The sequence below is a fragment of the bacterium genome (genome assembly GCA_035945995.1).
Classification (GTDB): Bacteria; Sysuimicrobiota; Sysuimicrobiia; order Sysuimicrobiales; family Segetimicrobiaceae; genus DASSJF01.
On the sequence record DASYZR010000094.1, the window covers coordinates 1 to 18,744 of the forward strand.

Sequence of the window (18,744 nt, forward strand, 5' to 3'; positions counted from 1 at the left end):
GTTGCCCACCCACTGCACCGGCAAGCTCTCCCTGCACGCCTTCCGCGAGTTCGACCTGCCTCGCGATCTCGCCGTCAACGCGCTCGCCGCCGCGGTCTTCCACTCGCCCGGCGGCGTCGCCGTGCACGTGCGCCGTCCGTCGGCCGATTCGTATGTCGTGGATCGGGTCGCCTTCGATCAATGGCTCGTCGCGCGCGCCGCGCGCGCCGGGGCCGAGGTCGTGACCGGCGTGCGGGTGACCGCGGCCGCCCTCGACGGGGCCTGGATGCGGCTCCGCGGCGCGTTCCCGGGCCGCCCGGAGCCCTTCGAAGCCCTGGCGCGCCTCGTGATCGACGCCGAGGGCGCCTCGCCCCGGCTGCCGGCCTCGCTGGGGCTGCACCTCCATCGCACCTATGCCTGCGGGCTGCAGTATGAGATGCGCGGGGTCGGCGGCCTCGAGCCCGACACGCCCGAGATGTTCTTCGGCCGTCACGTCGCCCCCGGGTTTTTCGCCTGGCTGCTCCCCGTCGGCCGGGACCGCGCGCGGATCGGCCTGGCGGTGGACCCGCGTGACGCCGGCCGCGCGCCCGTTCACTACCTCGACCGGCTGCTGGCGACGCACGCCGTGCTGCGCCGGCGGGTGGCCGGGGCCGTGATCACCCGGAAGGTCGGCGGCCGGATCCCGATGCTGACCCGCCGCGCGCCCGCGTCCCAACGCGGCCTGCTGGTCGTGGGGGACGCGGCCGGGCAGGTGAAGGCGACGTCCGGCGGCGGCATCTTCTTTGCGATGGTCGCCGGGCGTCTCGCCGGCCGCGCCGCGGCGCGGTACGCGGCCGGCGACCCGGAGGCGCCCGAGGCCTACGAGCGCGGGTGGCGCGGCGCGTTCGGGCGCGAGGTGGCGTTTACCGCCTTCGGCCGGCGCGTCCTCAATCGCCTCGCGGACCGCGAGCTCGATCTCGTGATGCGGTTCATCGAGGCGAGTCCGGCGATCCGGGCGAGCGTCGAAGCGGCCGGCGACACGCAGTACCAGTCGCGGATCTTTCGTCCGCTCCTGCGCAGCCTCGCCGCCGCCGCGCTCCGGCGCCCCGGGCTGCTGCCGGTGGTGGGCCAGGCGCTCGTGCACGGGATGCTCGTGCAGATGTGACGGCGGCGGGTGGCGCCGATTCTCGACGCGTTCAGGCGAGTGGCGCCACTCGAGCAGTTGATCCCGGCGGCAGTGGATCGGATGGCGCCGATTCTCGACGCGTTCAGATGGAAGGAGAAGTCCGCCGGCGCGGGAAACCATCTGACATGCCGGATGCCACTCGTTCGTCGCCTGCGGCTCGCGGATCCGCATGAACGCTCACGCCGGGGTCCCGCCGCGAACGGTCATCGCCGACCTGCACCTCCACTCGAAATTCAGCCGCGCGACCAGCCGGGACATGGACGTGGAGACCCTCGCGAAGTGGTGCGCGCTCAAAGGCATCACGGTGGTGGGGACCGGCGATTTCACCCATCCGGTGTGGCTGCGCGAGCTCAAGGCGAAGCTCACGCCCACCGGCCGCGGCCTGTTCACGCACGGCGGACGGCATTTCATGCTCACCGTCGAGGTGAGCAACATCTACCCGCAGGGCGGCCGCCTCCGCAAGATTCACAACGTCATCCTCGCGCCGGGCTTCGAAGTTGTGGACCGGATCAACGCGGTGCTGGCGCGGTTCGGGAGCCTGATGGCCGACGGCCGGCCGACGCTGTCGCTGCCCAGCCACAAACTGGTCGAGTACGTGATGGAGATCTCCGCCGACTGCATGGTCATTCCGGCGCACGTGTGGACGCCGTGGTTTTCGCTCTACGGCAGCAACTCCGGATTCGACGCGCTCGCGGAGTGCTTCGGCGACCAGGCCGTCCAGATCCGCGCGGCGGAGACCGGGTTGAGCAGCGATCCGCCGATGAACTGGCGGCTCAGCGAGCTGGACCGCGTCGTGCTCGTCAGCAACTCGGACGCGCACTCCCCGGCCAAACTGGGCCGCGAGGCCAACGTGCTCGACTGCGAGCTGGACTACGCGGACATGATCCGCGTGCTGCGCGGCGAGGACCGGCGGCGGTTCTTGTTCACGATCGAGTTCTTTCCGGAGGAGGGCAAGTACCACTTCGACGGCCACCGCGCCTGCCAGCAACGGATGTCTCCGGCCGAAACGCGGGCCGCGGGCGGCCGGTGTCCGGTCTGCGGCCGGCCGGTGACCGTAGGCGTGATGTCGCGCGTCGAGGCCCTGGCCGACCGGGCCGAAGGTCAGGGCGGCGAGGACCGCGTCCCGTTCCGCAATCTCATTCCGCTCGAAGAAATCATCGCCGCGGCGTTCGGGTCGCAGCCCGGCACGGGCGCGGTGCGGGAGGAGTACCTCAATCTCGTGCGCGCGCTCGGCGGCGAATTTCACGTGCTGCTCGATGCCCCGCTGGACGAGATCGCCCGCTACACGCGGCCCCGGGTGGTCGACGGCGTGCGGCGCGTCCGCGAGGGATCGGTGCAGATCCGTCCAGGCTACGACGGCCTGTTCGGGGAGATTCACGTGTTCGGAGGAGCGGCCGACGAGGAGCGCCGGACCGCGGCCGCGCAGCCGGCCCAGACAAGCCTCTTCTGATCGGCCCCAGCCCCCGCCGGCGCGACCGCAGCCGCCGGCCCGCCCGATCGTCACGCTGCATCCCGGCCGCGACGCCCGCCTGCGCGCCGGGCACACGTGGGTCTACCGCGCGGAGATCGCGCGCATCCGCGGCGACCCGGCCGACGGCGATGCGGTCGCCGTGCACGATGCCTCGGGGCGGCTCCTCGGGACCGGGTTCCTCAATACGCGCTCGGTGATCACCGTCCGGCTCCTCACCACGGCCGACCGGGATCTCGACGAGCCGTTCTTTCGCGAGCGGTTGGAACGGGCGCTCGCGCTCCGCCGGGACGTCGTGGCCGATACGACCGCCTTCCGGCTGGTGTTCGGCGAAGGCGACCGGCTGCCGGGGTTGATCGTCGATCGTTACGGCGACACGCTGGTGCTCCAAACGTTGACCGCGGGGATGGACCGTCGCAAGGAGTTGCTCGTCCGGCTGCTGCTCGACCTCACGGGCGCCCGTCGCGTCTATGCCCGCAACGACCCGGCGGTGCGCCGGCTCGAGGGGCTGGCCCGCGAGACCGGCTGGCTCGCCGGGGGCGGGCCGGCGGAGGCGGCGATCGAGGAAGCCGGCGCGGCCTTTCTCGTGGACGTGGCCGCCGGGCAGAAGACGGGATTCTTTCTCGACCAGCGTGAGAACCGCGTCTACGCCGCCGGCCTGCTGCGCGGGGACGTGCTGGACGTCTTCGCGTACACCGGGGCGTGGGCCGTGCACGCCGCACGTTGCGGTGCTCTGGTGAAAGCGGTCGAGATCTCGGAGCAGGCCGCGGCGATGATCGTGCGGCACGCCGGGCTGAACGGTGTCGGGGACCGCTGTCGCGTCGTGGCCGCCAACGCCTTCGACGAGCTCCGGCGCCTCGATCGCCGCCGCGAGCGGTTTGACGCCGTCGTGCTCGACCCCCCGGCATTCGTGAAGACGCGCGCGGCGCTCGAGCGCGGGCTCGCCGGGTACAAGGAAATCAACCTGCGGGCCCTCCGGCTGCTCCGGCCGGGCGGCTGGCTCATCAGTTGCTCCTGCTCCTATCACGTGAGCGAGGCGGCGCTGGAGGCGACCGTGGGGGAGGCGGCACGGGACGCCGGCCGCTGGGTGCGCCTCGTGGAGCGGCGCTCGCAGGCGCGCGACCATCCGGTCGCGCTCGGCGTCCCGGAGACGCGCTATCTGAAGTGCCTGATCGCCGAAGTGGAGTAGAAGTGGAGCAAAGGAGACGGGGTGCGGTTGCAGGGTACCGGGGGAGAATCTATAATAATGGCAGTGATGCTTCGCCGATATCGGTGGCTTCGGCAGGAGGAGAACCGCCCGCGGTTCTCCTCCTTGTCGTTTGTTGGGCCCAACACGCCGGTGGCCGAATGGTGAGGTGACAGATGGTGGTGGCGGCTCACCAAATCCATATTACCGACAACCTCGATCTGCTGCTGGAAGTGCTGCCGGCGGAGATTCGCCGGCAGATCGAGATGCAGGCCGGTCTCGATACGCTGCTCGAGATCGTGCTCGATCTGGGCCGGGAGCCGGAGGCGCGCTTCCCGGAGCGCGTGGTGCGGCTCTCCGACGGCTTCGTCTCGCGCGAGGAGCTGCACCACGTCGCGAGCCGGGTCGGCACGTTCGGCAAGGACAACCGGGCCGGCATCGAGCGGACGCTGCACCGGATCTCCGCGATCCGCAATCGCGCCGGCGAGGTCATCGGGCTCACCCTGCGCGTCGGCCGCGCCGTGTTCGGCACGGTCGACATCGTCCGCGACGTGATCGAGGCCGGACAGAGCGTGCTGCTGGTCGGGCGCCCCGGGGTCGGGAAGACGACGCTCCTCCGCGAGGCGGCCCGGGTGCTGTCGGACGAGGCGAGCAAGCGCGTCGTCGTGGTCGACACGAGCAACGAGATCGCGGGCGACGGCGACATCCCGCATCCCGGGATCGGCCGGGCGCGGCGCATGCAGGTGCCGTATCCCGAACTCCAGCACGCGGTGATGATCGAGGCCGTCGAGAACCACATGCCGGAGGTCATCGTCATCGACGAGATCGGGACCGAGGCGGAAGCGCTGGCGGCCCGGACGATCGCCGAGCGCGGCGTGCAGCTCATCGCGACGGCGCACGGCAACACCCTCGACAACCTGCTGCAGAACCCGACCCTCTGCGATCTCGTCGGCGGGATTCAGGCCGTGACGCTGGGCGACGAGGAAGCGCGCCGCCGCGGCACGCAGAAGACCGTGCTCGAACGCAAGGCCCCGCCGACGTTCGACGTGGTCATTGAAATTCTGGACAAGGACCGGCTCGCGGTACACCACGACGTCGGGCACGTCGTCGACCGGTTCCTCCGGGGGGCGCTGCCGAAGCCGGAGATCCGGACGCGGACGCCGGAGGGCGAGGTCCGCATCACGAGCGGCGAGGTCGCGGCCCAGCCGGCCAACGGCGCCGCGCTGTCGAACGGCCACCTGCCGCCGGTGGCGCCGCCGCAGAAGATCGTCCGGATCTACCCGTACGCCGTCAGCCGCAACCGACTGGAGCGGGCGATCCGCGAGCTGCGGGTGCCGGCCATCATCGCCGACGCGCTGCACGACGCGGACGTGCTGCTCACCCTCAAGTCCCAGGAGCGCCGGCAGCCGAAACGCCTCAAGGACGCGGGCCACCGGGGCCTGCCGACGCACATCATCAAGAGCAACACGCTCTCGCAGATCGAGGGCGTGCTCCGGGAGATCTTCGGGGTGCAGGACCGGATGAGCCCCGAAGAGCAGGCGATGCGCGAGGCCGAGGAGGCCATCTCGGAGGTCATGGCGGCGGCCCAGCCGGTGGAATTGGGGCCGCAGAATTCGTACCTCCGGCGGCTGCAGCATCAGCTCATTCAGCGGTACGGCCTCGCGTCCGAGAGCAAGGGGACCGACCCCTTCCGCCGTGTGGTGATCTATCCCCAATAGGCCCGGCCACGTCGGCGCCGGCCCTGGTCACCCCGCCCCCGGTCGGGGGCAGGCAGACGGCGCTCCTGGTCACCCCGCCGGCGGGGCGGGAGGGCAGGCAGGGGGGCAGGCGGGCGGGTATCGCGGCGTGTTCATCACGCTCGAGGGGCCCGACGGCGCCGGGAAGACCACCCAGGCGGCGCTGCTGGTCGCGCGCCTGCGCGCGGAGGGCCGCGACGTGGTGCCCCTCCGGGAACCGGGCGGGACCGCGGTCGGCGAGCAGATCCGCGCGCTGCTGCTGGACCCGCGCCACGCCGAACTCGCGCCGCGCACGGAGATGCTGCTCTTTGCGGCCTCCCGCGCCCAACTCGTGGCCGAGGTGGTGGCGCCGGCGCTCGCCCTCGGGCGGGTCGTCGTGTGCGAGCGGTACGTGGACGCCTCCCTCGCGTATCAGGGGGTCGCGCGGGGGCTCGGCATCGACGTCGTCCTGGCCGTCAACGACGCCGCCACGGGCGGCCTGCGCCCGGATCTCACCCTGTTGCTCGACCTGGACCCGGAAACCGGCCTGCGGCGCGCCCGCACGGCGACGGGCCGCGCGGACGCGGGCGGGTGGGCGGGCGGCGACCGGCTGGAGGGGGAGACGGCCGCGTTCCACGCCCGTGTCCGGGAGGGGTTTCTGGCGCTGGCCAGAAATGAGCCGCAGCGCATTCGGGTGATCGACGCGCGCAAGACCGTCGCCGAGGTCGAGCGCGAGATCACGGCCGCCGTCGACGGCGTGCTCCGGGCACAGCATCGGGCGGGAGGGAGTCCGTGAAGCTGATCCTGGCCATCGTGCAGGAGAAGGACCAGCGGCGGCTCATGGAAGGCCTCGTGGCCGCCGAGTTCCAGGCGACGATGCTGGCGAGCACCGGCGGCTTCCTTCGCGAAGGGAACGCGACCATCCTGATCGGCGTGGAAGAAAACCGCGTCGACGACGTCATGGCCGTCGTCCAGAAGTACTGCCACGTGCGCGAGCAGCTCGTGAGCCCGCTGCCCCCGGTGGTCGAACCCGTCGATTCGTACATCTCCTATCCGGTGAAGGTCCAGGTCGGGGGGGCGATCGTGTTCGTTCTCGACGTCGAGCGGATGGTGAAAGTGTAGCCGCGGCGGCGTTCCGCCTTCCCTCATGCTTTTCCGCGATCTGATCGGTCAGCGAGAGGCCCGCGCGGTGCTGCAGGGCGCGCTTCGCAGCGGACGCGTCGCCCACGCCTACCTGTTCGTGGGGCCGGACGGCGTGGGCCGCCGCCCCGCCGCGCTGGCCTTCGCCCAGGCGCTCCTGTGCACGGCCCGCCTGCCTGTCGCCGGCCAGGTGTCGCCGTCGGGGGGCGGGGACGAGGCGTGCGGGGTCTGCCTCGCCTGCCGCAAAGTCGCCTCGGGCACCCATCCCGATCTTCGGGTCGTCGCCCCGGGCGGGCGCACCGAGTCGGGCGCCGAGCGGCGCGCCGTCGGCATCGAGCAGATCCGGGATCTGAAGCGGGAGGCGGCCTACCCGCCGTACGAAGCGCGGTGGAAAGTGTTCATCGTCGAGGACGCCGAGGCGATGCGCGCGGAAGCGGCGAACAGCCTCCTCAAGGTGCTGGAGGAGCCGCCGGCCCAGAGCGTCATCGTGCTCCTCTCAGAATCGGCGTCGGCGCTGCTGCCGACGATCGTCTCCCGGTCGCAGATCGTGCGCTTCGTCCCGGTGCCGCCCGCGGAGATCGCCGCGGCGCTCATCGAGCGCGCCGGCGTGCCGCCGGAGCGGGCGCCGCTCCTGGCCGCGCTCTCCGCCGGCCGGCCCGGCCTGGCGCTGCGGAAGGCGGCCGGCGGCGAGGCGGTGCTCGAGTTCCGGCAGGAGGTCGTGAAGGCGCTCGGGGCGGCGGCGGGGGGCGGTGCAGTCAAACGGCTGGACGCCGCCGAAGCGGTCTCACGGCAAAAGGACGACATCGAGCGGTGGCTCGATACGGCGCTGCTCTGGATTCGCGACATTGCGGTCTGGCAGGCGGCGCGGGACCCGGCGCTCATCGTCAACCTCGACCGCCGCGATCAGATCGCCGCCTGGGCCGACCGGGCCCGGCCGGAGGGGCTGCGCGAGGCGGCCGCGGCGATCGAGGCCGCGAAAACGGATCTCCACCGCAATCTCAATCCGCGGCTCGTGCTCGAGCATCTCTTCGCGGGCCTCCGTCTAGCGTCCGACGTCAGTGCACGAACAGGCGAAGGAGGACAATCAGCCCGCCCGCGACCAGGACGATGAGCCACCACGGCGTCGCGCGGCGCGCGGGCCGCGCGGCACTGGGGTTCGCGCACGCGTCGCAGAAGTTGCCGGTCGACAGCCGCACGAGACACTCCGAGCACAGCGCTTTGCCGCATCTCGAGCAGTAGCCGAGGGCCGGCCGATCGGAGTGATTGACGCATTTCATCTCACAGGCGCCCCCGCCGGCCTCGGGGCCGTTCCGCGGACGGTGTAGCGGCGCCCAGGCGGGGGGGCGGTCCCACGCAGGGCCTTGAGCATCATCACGTTGCGGCGGTCGGGCCCCCGGCGGTCGAATCCCGGCGTCTCGATCAGCCCGGGCAGGTCGCTAAGGGCCGGGTGCCTCACGATCGCGCGGAAGCCGCCGCGCCCGATCAGGCCCTCGCCGATGTTCTCGTGGCGGTCGAGGCGCGAGCCGAGCGCGCCCTTCGAATCGTTGAGGTGCAACGCGCGCAGCCACCGGAGTCCCACCCTCCGGTCGAAGGCGTCAACCATGCCGGCGACGCCCTTCGGCGTGCGAATATCCCACCCCGCGGCGAAGAGATGGGCCGTGTCGAGACAGACGCCGAGACGCGGGCTCCGCCCCGCGGCGTCGAGGACGTCCCGCAACTGCTCGAACGTGCCGCCGATCGTGCCGCCGGCGCTGCCCTCCAAGAGGACCATGGCCCGCGACGAGTGCGCGAGGACCGTGCGCAGTGCCAGGGCCACGCGACCGCAGCACTCGTCCCACTCCGCGCCCTGCGTGCTCCCGGGATGGATGATCGCGGCGAGCCCGTCGAGCGCCTCGATACCGCGGATCGTGTGCGTGAGCGAATCCACGGACCGCCGGAAGAGGGCCGGGTCCGGCGAGGCGAGGTTGACGAGATAGGACGCGTGGGCGACCAGCGGCTCAAGCCCGGCCCGGGCGCGGCGGCGGCGAAACTCCGCGAGATCGGCCGGCGCGTACGACACGAGCCGCCACTGCCGGGGACTGCCGACGAAGATCTGCAGGCATTCGCACCCGATCGCCGTCGCGCGCGGGATCGCGTCGTACAGGTGGCCCGCGATGGAGACGTGGGCGCCGATCGGCATGCCGAGGGCTTCGCGGAGGAGCGCTGTTCGGACCTCCCGAACTGCGCTCCCATGCCCCCGGCGCTCATCCGTCTCGCGGCCGACGCGTCGCTGGCCGGCGTCGCCGTCGTCTGGGGCGCGACGTTCCCGCTTGGCAAGCTTGTGCTGCGCTACCTCGGACCGTTTCACTATCTCGGGCTGCGGTTCGGGCTCGCCGCGCTCCTGATGGCGCCGCTCGCGTGGCGCGAGCGCGGACGTCTCGCACCGGACGGCCTGGGCGCGGGCATCCTGGCCGGCGCCGTGTTGTTCGCCGGGTACGCCCTGCAGACCGTCGGGTTGCGGTCCACGACGGCGAGCCACGCCGGGCTCATCACCGGCTTGAACGTCGTCATGATCCCGCTGATCCTGCTCGTGTGGCGCCGCCGCGCGCCCAATGCGGCGCTGGCGGGGGCTGTTCTGCTCGCGGCGTCGGGATTGTGGCTGCTGCTGTGGCAGGGCGGCCGCCCGGGCGGCGGGGACGCGCTGGTCCTCGGCTGCGCCGCGGCGCTCGCGCTGCAGGCGATTATCGTGGGACAGGTCGCCGCGGCGGTGCCGGCCGCGCCGTTTGCGGCCGTGCAGATCGCGACGGTCGCGGTGCTGGCCGGTGCCTGGGCCGTGACGGCGGAGGCGGCTCCCGCGGCGGTGCCGGGATCCGTCGCCGGCGCGATCGTGTTTATGGCGGTCGCGGCGACGCTCGGCGCATACCTCGCGCAGGCATGGGCCCAGCGCGTGGTGTCGCCGACGCGCACCGGGCTCCTGTTTGCGCTCGAGCCGGTGGCGGCGGTTGGGTTCGGCGCGGCGTGGCTCGGCGAGGCGTTGGGCCCGCGGCAGGCGGCGGGGGCGGCGGCGATTCTGCTCGGCGTGGTAATTGGGGAGGCGAGGCCCGCGCACGAGACGCCGGCGCGGCAGTCCGGCCGGGACGCCGGCGGGAGGGAAAGGGGAGGACGATCGCATGGCATCGCATAAGCGCCCGGTCTTCGCGGGGCAGGACGGCCGCGGGTTCAGCACGACGGCGGTTCACGGCGGACGGATCGCCGACGCGAACAAGTCGGTGGCCGCGCCGATCTATCAGACGGCGACGTTCAAGTACGATACCGTCGAAGACGGCGCCCGGCTCAGCGCGGAGGCCGGACCGGGCTACCTGTACACCCGGTGGGGCAATCCGACCACCGATCTCTTCGAACAGAAGGTGGCGCTGCTCGAAGGCGCCGAGGCGGCGCTCGCGACCTCTTCCGGGATGGCGGCCATCGCGACCGCCGTCGTCGGGCTGCTCAAGGCCGGCGATCACCTGATTGCGCCGAAGACCGTGTACCAGGCGACGTTCCAGCTCTTCACCGACGTGCTCGCCCGGTTCGGGGTCCAGGCCACGCTGCTCGACGACCCCGACGTGGCCGCGTACGAGCGGGCGCTCCGGCCGAACACACGGCTGCTCTATATCGAGACGCCGAACAATCCGCTGCTCGGCGTGGTCGACATCGCCGGCGTCGTGGCGCTCGCGCGCGCCCACGGCGCGCGCACCGTGGCCGACAACACCTTCGCGACACCGTACAATCAGCGGCCGCTCGGGCTCGGCGTCGATCTCGTCTGCCACAGCGCCACGAAGTACCTCGGCGGCCACCACGACGTCACGGCGGGCGTGATCGCCGGCTCCCGCGAGTCGCTTCGGCCGTGCGTCCACACGATGCGCATCTTCGGCGGCGTGCTCGACCCGTTCGCCGCGTACCTGCTGATCCGGGGCGTGGCCACGCTCGGCCTGCGCATGGAGCGGCACAACGCGAGCGCGCTCGTCCTGGCGCGGCACCTCAGCGCGCACCCGAAGGTCGCGGCCGTGCATTATCCGGGCCTCCCCGGCCATCCGCGCCACGCGATCGCGGCCCGGCAGATGCCGGGGGGATTCGGCGGGATGATGAGCATCGAGGTGGCCGGCGATGTCGCGGCCGGTGCTCGATGCGTCGAGGCGCTCCGGGTGGCGAAGCTCGCGGTCAGTCTCGGCGGCATCAGCACGCTCGTCACCCACCCGGCGTCGACGACCAGTGTCAACATGCCGCGCGAGGTGCGGCTCGCCGCCGGCATCGGCGACGGACTGATTCGCGTCTCCGTGGGGATCGAGGACCTGGAGGATCTGATCGACGACTTCGATCAGGCGCTCGGCAAGGTCTAGCGCCCCGCTCGTCCCTCACGGCGAGCGCCCTGAGTTAGTGGGCCGGCACCGGGACGATCTGCAGCACCTGCTGCTGGTAGAACGTGGCGACCGGTTCCTGCCGCGCGTACGCTTGGGCGGTGGAATTCCAGAACCGGTAGGCGGGGGGGACGATCGACCCCGCGGTGTTGAACGCCGGCGCCGTCGAGACGTTGAGGACGTAGGCGGCGCCGTTGGCCAGGGCCAGGCCGAAGTAGTCGCCGGCAAAGCTGACGCAAATCCGGCCCTGGACGGACGCGTCAAAACACGCATCGAACTGCGAGTGCGGGAGATCGCCGACGCCCCTGTCCAGCCAGTCGCCGGGCTGCTGCGGATCCCACGTCGCGGCGCTGGCGCGGATGTTCGCGCCGAGCTTCGTCAGCCCGCCGCCCGTGTCGAGGTAGAACTGCACCGCGGTGTTGATGCAGTAGTTCGTCGCGCCGGGACGCGTGAAGTAGCGCGCATTCGTACCGCACGGCAGCCGCCGATCGTACCAGGCGACGGCCACGACTCCCCGGTCGGCCGCGACACCCGCTTCGAACGAATCGGTCGCGGTGGCGTTGTCGTTGCTGCGGCCGATCGTCTGCCAGGTCATGCTCTGCGTCGCGGGGTCGAACGTTCCGCGGTGGAGGATCACGTTATAGAAGCCGGCCTGCGCGGGGCTCGTGTTCCAGCGGTTCTCCGCGGCGTAGACGTGCGTCCCGTGGGGGTCGGCGGCGAAGAAGTAGTTCAGGCCAAAGCGAAACGTCGTGTTCTGGACGATCTGCCCGCCGAAGGTGCCGGGCGTGCCCGTGGTGGCGACCGAGAAATCGACGGCGTCGAACGGCCCCCGGAACGTGTCGCCGCCGTCGGTGGACACCGCGACCACGAGGCTGCCCTGCCCCAGGAAGGCGCCCTGGAAGTTCCCCCACCACGTCGCGTAGACAAAGCCCCGGCCGTCGACGGCGATCTGCGGGGTCGCGGCGTGAGGGCCGCTGAGGGTCCCGATCACGACGGGCTTCGAGAACGTAGCCCCGTGGTCGGCGGAGCGGGCGAACTTGATGCGCCCCACCCCGGTGCTGAAGTCCACGTAGACGACGTAGATAGCGTCCCGGCGGGGGCCGTTCGTGGTATCGATGGTGATCCACTGCTTGTCGAACTCGTGCCCCTTCCCGGAGCGGCCGCCGAAGCTGTCGACCGCCACCGGGGCGCCCCAGATCCCGGCCCGCGTCCGCTTCGAGACGAAGACGCCGTCGATCGCGTTGCTGTAGTTAATCGCGAGCACGAAGGCGTACAGGTTGCCCTCGGTGTCGAACGCGAACGAGGGATCGGTGGTCGCGTCAAACCCGTTGGGGTCCGCGCACGTGTATCCGGGCACCAGCCCCGAGGCGGCGGTCACGCCGGATTTCGAAATCCCCAGGTCGTAGAATCCCAGGTGGAACTGATATTCGCCGGACCAGTCGACGAACCGGCCCGACGTGCCACTGAGCGACGGCGGGAACGGGTCGGTGCCCGAAAAGAAGAACTTGGCCCCGCCGAGCAGGTGCGCCGCGTTCGTCGGATCGACGACCAAATTCGATTCAGACTGGTTCGTCGTGTAGCTGCCGCCGGGGACGCACAACTCCTGGGTCCCGAATCCCGCCGAGCCTGCTCCGGGCACCGCGGTGCCCACGGCGGCGTTCGTGATGCCGGCGTTGCTCGATGCAAACGTCCCGGCGCCCAGCGTCGCCCGCGGATTCCACGGGAAGACCACCAGCATGATGATCACCAGGGCCAGCCATCCGTCCCGCACGTGACGTCTCATTCGGTCCCCCCTGACGGTGCACCGTGCGTCATCCCCGGCCGCCGGTCCCGTTCCAGCCGTCGATCAACGCGGGGATCGCGTCGAGGTCCACAACCGTGGCGGTGGGCCGCACCCGCGCGGCATATCGGGGGTTGTCGGGGTTCGGCTCGATGTCGACCAGGATCGATCGCATGCCGACCGTGTTGGCGCCGAGGATGTCGGCGCCGAGCGTGTCGCCCACCATGACCGCGTCGCCCGGCCCGATATCCCAATCTTCCAAGACGTGCCGGAAGATCGTCGGGTGCGGCTTGGTGCGGCCGAACCGGGCCGAGGAGACGATCGGGTCGAGGTAGCGGTCGATCGTGTGCCGCCGGGTGATGTCCACGATCAACTCGTGGCTCGTGGCGTTGCTGATCATCCCGACGTGCAGTCCCCTCCCGGCGAGCGCTTCGAGCGTCTCGATCGCGGACGGGTAGAGCCGGCTGATCCGCACCTCCGGTTCGAAGAAGACCGCCTCGGCTTCCCGCAGGACGGCGCCGCCGGCGGGAAGGCCGGCCGCGGCGAACGCCGCGGCGAACGTGGTCGTCGCGGCGATCTCCACCTGCTCCGCTTCCGAACGCTTCCAGGCGGCCAGCCGGAGCTCCAGCAGATGCACCGCGAACGCCTCCGGGTCGCGGCATCCGTACTGCGACGCCGCGAAGGATGCGAGCGACGTGCACTTCACGCGTTCGAGCTCGAGGCCGGTCCGGTGAATGAGCGTACTGCCGAGATCGAAAATCACCCCGCGAATGGCCATGCGTCTGTCGTACGGTACCGGAGGGGAACCATCCTTCGTTCCCGAATACGGCGGCGCATCCCATGCCGTCCGTTCCTCCGCGTTTTCCCCGGCGACTCCGCGTGGCCGTGCTGTTTGGCGGTCCCTCCGCCGAGCGCGAGGTGTCGCTGGCGAGCGGCACTCGCGTGATCGCCTCCCTCGACCCGGCGAAGTACGAGGCGCTGCCGGTGGAGATCACCGCGGACGGCAAGTGGCTGCCGCGGCCGGATCTGCTGGCGCTCGCGGCCTCCGGCGCTATGGGACTCACGCCCGGCGCGTCCGAACGGGCCGGCGGCTCGGACGCGGGTGCGCCCGCGACGCCCGCCGCTTCCGCCGCGACGGCCGGACCCGTGCCGTCGTCCGTGCCGGCCCTCGCGTCAGGCCCGCGCCACATCGATGAGGTCGTGCGCGAGGGTGAGGTCGATCTCGCGTTCATCGCCCTGCACGGTCCCTACGGCGAGGACGGCACCGTGCAGGGGCTCCTCGAGCTCCTCGGCATCCCGTACACCGGTTCCGGGGTGCTCGCGAGCGCGCTCGCGATGGACAAACTCCGCAGCCGTCAGGTGCTCCAGGCCAGCGGTGTGCCCGTGCCGGCGTGGACCGTGCTCGAAGCCGGCCGGTGGCCCGCCGGCCGGGCGGATCTCGCCGCGCGGGTCGCCCGCGACCTCGGCTATCCCTGTGTCGTCAAGCCGAACGCGCAGGGCTCCAGCTTCGGCGTGACGATCGTGCACGAGGAGCAAGCACTCGATGCGGCCGTCGAGGAGGCGCTCGACTACGGCGACGTCGTGCTGATCGAGGAATACCTGCGGGGCGCGGAACTGACGTGCGCCGTCCTGGAAGACCCGGACACCGGCGCGCCGCGGGCGCTGCCCGTCATCGAAATCGTTCCGAAGCGCGAGTTCTTCACCTACGAGGCGAAGTACCAAGGTGCCTCGGAAGAGATCTGTCCCGCCCGGATCCCGGCGCCCCAGGCGGACAAAGTGCAGCGGCTCGCGCTGCGCGCCCACGAGGTGCTGGGCTGCGAGGGATTCTCGCGGGTGGATATCTTTCTGTGCGCCGGCGACGCCATCGTGCTGGAAGTCAACACCATTCCCGGGTTGACGGAGGGCAGCCTCGTCCCGCTTGCCGCGCGTGCGGCGGGCATCTCCTTTGCGGAGCTCATGAATGGCGTCATCGCCGCCGCGCTTCGGCGCGACCGGACGCGCCGCCGTCCGCGCCGGGGTGGAGCCCCCGGTCGGGGGTAAGGCCGTGCCGCGGCTCGGGCGGAACGAGTACGTGCGGTCGCATGCGCTCGGGAACGACTATCTCGTCGTCGATCCGCGCACGCTGTCGGTGCGCCTCACGCCGGAGCGGATCCGGCGGATCTGCGACCGCCACGAGGGGGTCGGCTCGGACGGGATCCTGACGCTCGAGCGGAGCCGCCGCGCGGACGCCGGGCTGCGCATCTTCAACCCCGACGGCAGCGAGGCCGAGAAGAGCGGCAACGGCATCCGGATCTTCGCGAAGTGCCTGTGGGACCACGGGTATCTGCGCCGCCGGACGGTCGCGGTCGAGACGAAGGGCGGGATCGTGGGCGTGACCCTCGACATCCGCGGCCGCGCGGTGCGGTCGATCACCGTGGAGATGGGACGCGCGACGTTTCGAAGCCGCGAGATTCCGGTGACGGGGACGGACCGTGACGTCGTCGACGAGCCGGTCGATGCGGCCGGCGAGCGCCTCCGCGTCACGGCCGTGTCGGTCGGTAATCCGCACTGCATCGTGTTCGTTGACGATCCGGCCGCGGTCGACCTGGCGCGGCTCGGCCCCGCGCTCGAGCATCACCCGATGTTCCCGAACCGCGCGAACGTTCAGTTCGTGCGCGTGGATTCGCGGCGCGGCGTGACGATCCGGATCTGGGAGCGCGGCGCCGGCGAGACGATGGCCTCCGGCAGCAGTTCGAGCGCGGTGGCCGCGGCGTGCGTGCGGCACGGGTTTGTGGGGCGCGACGTGGCGGTGCGCAGCCCGGGCGGCGTGCTGCGCGTCGAGGTCGGGCCCGAGTACGCGCTGCGGCTCACCGGCCCCGTCGAGGAGATCTCGCGCGGGACGCTGAGCCCCGACCTGCTGGCGCGGCTCAGAGTACCGAGATCGGTTCGCGCGCCTCGTGGACGCGCCTGAGCGATCACGCCGGCGCCGCGACGCGAACGCGGAGGTGACGGCATGGCACGCATCCTCTACGTGATTCTGGACGGGCTCGGCGACCGGCCGGTCCCGTCGCTCGGCGGCCGCACGCCGCTCGAGGCGGCGGCCGTCCCCTTTCTCGGCGCGTTGACGCTCGACGGCCGGACGGGGCTCGTGCAGACGGTCGGCAAGGGGATCGCGCCCGAGTCCGACGTCGCCGTCATCGCGATGCTCGGATACGATCCCTTCACATATCACACCGGCCGGGGCGTCTTCGAAGTCGTGGGGTCGGGGATGCGCTTCGCCGACGGCGACCTCGCGCTGCGCGGCAACTTCGCGACGGGAGGCGAGGGCCGGACGATCGTCGACCGCCGGGCCGGGCGGAACCTGACGACGGAAGAGGCGCACGCGCTCGCCGAGACGGTCACCCGCGAGGTGCGGCTGTCCGCCGTGCCGGCCGACCTCGACCTGCGGGGCAGCGTGGCGCACCGGGCCGCGCTCGTGATCCGGCGGCGGGGGGGCCGTCTGTCGGCCAAGATCTCGAACACCGACCCCGCGTACGGCCGTGTCGAAGGGCTCGGCGTCGCCCGCGAGCACGCCGGCAATGAGGTCGAGGTCTGCGAGCCCCTCGATCAGAGCGAGGAGGCGCGGGCGTCCGCCGCGTTGGTCAACGAGTTCACCGAGCAGGCGCGGCGGATTCTCGACCAACACCCGGTCAACGCGCGCCGCCGCGCGGACGGGAAGCCGCCCGCCAACCTGATCCTCGTCCGCGACGCGGGCGACCACGCGCCGCAGCTGCCGCCAATCGCCGAGCGGTTCGGGGCGCGGTTCGGGTGTTTCGTCGAGATGCCGGTCGAGCGCGGGATTGCCGTGCTCACCGGCATGCACGTGATCCCCGTGTCCCCCGCAGGGGACGACGACAAGGAGCGCGTCTACCGCGAGTGGGCCCAGACCGCCGCGCGGGAGTATAAGAACTTCGACGGCCTCTACATGCACCTGAAGGGGCCCGACGAGCCCGGGCACGACGGCCTGGCGGAGGCAAAGCGCGTCGTCATCGAACTGATCGACCGCGCGTTCTTCGGCACGCTTCTGGAGACCGTGCCGCTCGACGAGGTCGTGATCGCGGTGACGGCCGATCACGCGACGCCGGTCACCCTGGGGCGGCATTCCGACGACCCGGTGCCGCTGGTCGTGGCGGGGGCCGGCGTCGCGCCGGACGGCACCCGCGTCTACAACGAGAAGGCCTGCGCGGGCGGCGCGCTCGGGACGCTCAAGGGCACCGACGTGATGCCGCTGCTCGTCCGGCTCGCCAAGGGCGTTTGAGCGGCGAGAGCGGGCCGGCTAGAAAGGGCGGCGGGCAATTGTCGGCGGCGGTACGCTCCGAACCTGTCTGCGCACTTCATCCAGCAGCGCTGTGAGCGACCGGGCCTGAGCTCTGCCGAGGCCCGACATCAGCGAGCGCACCAGCCGGAAGTGAATCGGGGCGAGCCAGCGGACAAAGCGGCGCCCCTTGTCCGTGAGCTCGACGAGGACGGCACGACGGTCGCTGGAGTCGGCAATCCGACGCACGAGCCGGTCCTTTGCAAGGCCGTCGACCAACCCGGTGATGTTCCCGGGGCTGACGACCAAGAGCTCCCCCAACTCTGACGCCATCAGCGCCTGGTCCTCGGAGAGAAAGAGCGCCATGAGGAGGTTCAGGCGGGCCGGCGTGAGATCGACCCGGCTTAGGAGGGAGACGGCGTAGTAATTCTTGATCTCAAGCGCGGTTCGCAGGATTGTCAGCGCGGCGTCGACGTAGTCCACGTCGACATCCGGCAGTCCGGAGGCCCTTTGCCTCAGGCCCTGGCGGAGCACGCCGAGGCCGTCCCGGAACGTCGATTCCGTTCTCCGTCGTGTCGGCAAGAGCGGCACCCGCTTGATTGTTGACGTCCAAAATACTACAAACCGTGAGGCTCTACGTCAAACGCAGGGTCGCTTGACAACTCCCCGGTCGGGCGAATATTATTTGTGAGTCAATATTTTATATGTCAAATATATTTCCGAACGCAAAGACCGAGGCAACACATCATGCGCCCGGAGGTAAGGACCGCAATGCGAGGACCGGAACCGACGCGAAGCGACATCAACAGAGAGACGTTCGATGCCGGTCCCGGAGGACCCGAGGTCGCGGTGGCCGGCGGCGGCCCGACCGGACTCTGGCTGGCGTGCGAGCTGGCGCTGGCCGGCGTACGCGTCACCGTCCTGGAACGGCTCGCCGAGCCGACGGGACTATCCAAGGCACTGGGTCTCCAGGCCCGTTCTATGGAGATGCTCGAGCATCGCGGCATTCTCGATCGCTTTACCGTCGGCAACCCGGCGCCGCCCTTCCTGAACTTTGCCATGTTTCCCTTGGATCTTCGCAAACTCGACTTCCCGCATCCCTACGGCGTCGTCGTCCCGCAGGCGCGCGTCGAGGCGCTGCTCGAGGAGCGCGCGAGGGAACTGGGGGCAGAGATCCGGCGCGGCCACGAGGTCGTCGAGCTGCGCCAGAGTGAACAGGGCGTCACGGTTACGGTCCAAACCGCGTCTGGGAGGTATGAGTTGCCGGCCCAATACTTGGCCGGCTGCGACGGGGGGCATAGCGCGGTCCGAAAGCACTTGGGGGTCGCGTTCCCCGGGCTCGAGCCGACGATTATCGGGCGGATGGGGGACGTGAAACTGTCCGCGGGCGCGCTCGAGTCATTGCAACAGGGTGTCCCCGCGCTCGCGGGGCGCGACTTCGGGATCGCCCGCACAAACACAGGCAACTTCGCCGTTGTTCCGCTCGGATCCGGCGTCTATCGCATCGCGGCGATCGAATGGGACCAGCCGTCCGTCGACCACGATGCGCCGATGGCGCTCGACGAACTGCAGGCCGCGATCCGAAGGATGATCAACGTCGACCTCTCGATGCGCGATCCCGTGTGGCTGTCCCGACCGACGGACAGCAGCCGTCTGGCCGAG

Annotated in this window: 17 protein-coding genes; 13 read left to right on the forward strand and 4 right to left on the reverse strand. The window is 71.1% G+C overall.

The features are described 5' to 3' along the window. From VGZ23_09820 to holB, 7 genes are all read left to right on the forward strand, one after another. A partial coding sequence (locus VGZ23_09820; GenBank protein HEV2357890.1) for an NAD(P)/FAD-dependent oxidoreductase occupies positions 1-1,123 on the forward strand: 1,123 nt, incomplete at its 5' end. 190 nt (positions 1,124-1,313) lie between these two features. After that, complete coding sequence (locus tag VGZ23_09825; protein ID HEV2357891.1) at positions 1,314-2,594, forward strand: endonuclease Q family protein; 1,281 nt, start codon at positions 1,314-1,316, stop codon at positions 2,592-2,594. 55 nt (positions 2,595-2,649) lie between these two features. Next, on the forward strand, positions 2,650-3,801 hold the full coding sequence (locus VGZ23_09830; GenBank protein HEV2357892.1) for a class I SAM-dependent rRNA methyltransferase: 1,152 nt from the start codon (positions 2,650-2,652) through the stop codon (positions 3,799-3,801). Positions 3,802-3,980: 179 nt separating this feature from the next. After that, positions 3,981-5,516, forward strand: coding sequence for a R3H domain-containing nucleic acid-binding protein (locus VGZ23_09835; protein HEV2357893.1), 1,536 nt, complete (start codon positions 3,981-3,983; stop codon positions 5,514-5,516). Positions 5,517-5,643: 127 nt separating this feature from the next. Continuing rightward, entirely contained in the window at positions 5,644-6,309 is a 666-nt protein-coding gene (tmk, locus tag VGZ23_09840; protein HEV2357894.1) for a dTMP kinase, read from the forward strand. After that, positions 6,306-6,635: a cyclic-di-AMP receptor gene (locus tag VGZ23_09845; GenBank protein ID HEV2357895.1), complete on the forward strand. Its 330-nt coding sequence runs from the start codon at positions 6,306-6,308 to the stop codon at positions 6,633-6,635. The genes tmk and VGZ23_09845 overlap by 4 nt, the downstream gene beginning before the upstream one ends. 25 nt (positions 6,636-6,660) lie before the next feature. Next, the gene (holB, locus tag VGZ23_09850) at positions 6,661-7,764 is read left to right on the forward strand and encodes a DNA polymerase III subunit delta' (protein ID HEV2357896.1); all 1,104 of its coding nucleotides are present in this window, start codon (positions 6,661-6,663) and stop codon (positions 7,762-7,764) included. Positions 7,765-7,926: 162 nt separating this feature from the next. On the opposite strand, the gene VGZ23_09855 is transcribed toward holB, so the two are convergent. Further along, on the reverse strand, positions 7,927-8,832 hold the full coding sequence (locus VGZ23_09855) for a deoxyribonuclease IV (GenBank protein ID HEV2357897.1): 906 nt from the start codon (positions 8,830-8,832) through the stop codon (positions 7,927-7,929). Here VGZ23_09855 and VGZ23_09860 point away from each other — a divergent pair. Together VGZ23_09860 and VGZ23_09865 are read left to right on the forward strand one after the other, a co-directional pair. Then, entirely contained in the window at positions 8,815-9,816 is a 1,002-nt protein-coding gene (locus VGZ23_09860) for a DMT family transporter (GenBank protein ID HEV2357898.1), read from the forward strand. The genes VGZ23_09855 and VGZ23_09860 overlap by 18 nt on opposite strands. Further along, positions 9,803-11,011 carry a PLP-dependent aspartate aminotransferase family protein gene (locus VGZ23_09865; protein HEV2357899.1) on the forward strand — a complete coding sequence of 403 codons (1,209 nt, stop codon included), beginning with the start codon at positions 9,803-9,805 and terminating at the stop codon, positions 11,009-11,011. The genes VGZ23_09860 and VGZ23_09865 overlap by 14 nt, the downstream gene beginning before the upstream one ends. Positions 11,012-11,045: 34 nt before the next feature. On the opposite strand, the gene VGZ23_09870 is transcribed toward VGZ23_09865, so the two are convergent. Beyond that, positions 11,046-12,812 carry a hypothetical protein gene (locus VGZ23_09870; protein HEV2357900.1) on the reverse strand — a complete coding sequence of 589 codons (1,767 nt, stop codon included), beginning with the start codon at positions 12,810-12,812 and terminating at the stop codon, positions 11,046-11,048. 28 nt (positions 12,813-12,840) lie between these two features. Then, positions 12,841-13,587, reverse strand: a complete 747-nt coding sequence (locus VGZ23_09875; protein ID HEV2357901.1) for an HAD family hydrolase — start codon at positions 13,585-13,587, stop codon at positions 12,841-12,843. 101 nt (positions 13,588-13,688) lie between these two features. Between VGZ23_09875 and VGZ23_09880 the strand changes: the two genes are divergently transcribed. Genes VGZ23_09880 through VGZ23_09890 form a run of 3 tightly spaced genes read left to right on the forward strand, consistent with a single transcriptional unit; the run spans position 13,689 to position 17,085 of the window. Continuing rightward, positions 13,689-14,849 (forward strand): D-alanine--D-alanine ligase, encoded by a 1,161-nt coding sequence (locus VGZ23_09880; GenBank protein HEV2357902.1) that lies wholly within the window; start codon positions 13,689-13,691, stop codon positions 14,847-14,849. 4 nt (positions 14,850-14,853) lie between these two features. After that, positions 14,854-15,759 (forward strand): diaminopimelate epimerase, encoded by a 906-nt coding sequence (gene dapF, locus VGZ23_09885; GenBank protein ID HEV2357903.1) that lies wholly within the window; start codon positions 14,854-14,856, stop codon positions 15,757-15,759. A 42-nt stretch (positions 15,760-15,801) separates the two neighbouring features. Then, positions 15,802-17,085, forward strand: coding sequence for an alkaline phosphatase family protein (locus tag VGZ23_09890; protein HEV2357904.1), 1,284 nt, complete (start codon positions 15,802-15,804; stop codon positions 17,083-17,085). An 18-nt stretch (positions 17,086-17,103) separates the two neighbouring features. Here VGZ23_09890 and VGZ23_09895 read toward each other — a convergent pair whose 3' ends face one another. Continuing rightward, positions 17,104-17,565, reverse strand: coding sequence for a MarR family transcriptional regulator (locus VGZ23_09895; protein ID HEV2357905.1), 462 nt, complete (start codon positions 17,563-17,565; stop codon positions 17,104-17,106). A gap of 288 nt (positions 17,566-17,853) precedes the next feature. On the opposite strand from VGZ23_09895, the gene VGZ23_09900 reads away from it, so the two are divergent. Then, positions 17,854-18,744: FAD-dependent monooxygenase (locus VGZ23_09900; protein ID HEV2357906.1), on the forward strand; the 891-nt coding region annotated here is incomplete at its 3' end.

Bases quoted from the DNA above. Each gene is read 5' to 3' on its own strand.
- VGZ23_09825 (HEV2357891.1), top strand. From the start codon at position 1,314: ATGAACGCTCACGCCGGGGTCCCGCCGCGAACGGTCATCGCCGACCTG.
- holB (HEV2357896.1), top strand. From the start codon at position 6,661: ATGCTTTTCCGCGATCTGATCGGTCAGCGAGAGGCCCGCGCGGTGCTG.
- VGZ23_09855 (HEV2357897.1), bottom strand. From the start codon at position 8,832: ATGCCGATCGGCGCCCACGTCTCCATCGCGGGCCACCTGTACGACGCG.
- VGZ23_09865 (HEV2357899.1), top strand. From the start codon at position 9,803: ATGGCATCGCATAAGCGCCCGGTCTTCGCGGGGCAGGACGGCCGCGGG.
- VGZ23_09870 (HEV2357900.1), bottom strand. From the start codon at position 12,812: ATGAGACGTCACGTGCGGGACGGATGGCTGGCCCTGGTGATCATCATG.
- VGZ23_09875 (HEV2357901.1), bottom strand. From the start codon at position 13,587: ATGGCCATTCGCGGGGTGATTTTCGATCTCGGCAGTACGCTCATTCAC.
- VGZ23_09890 (HEV2357904.1), top strand. From the start codon at position 15,802: ATGGCACGCATCCTCTACGTGATTCTGGACGGGCTCGGCGACCGGCCG.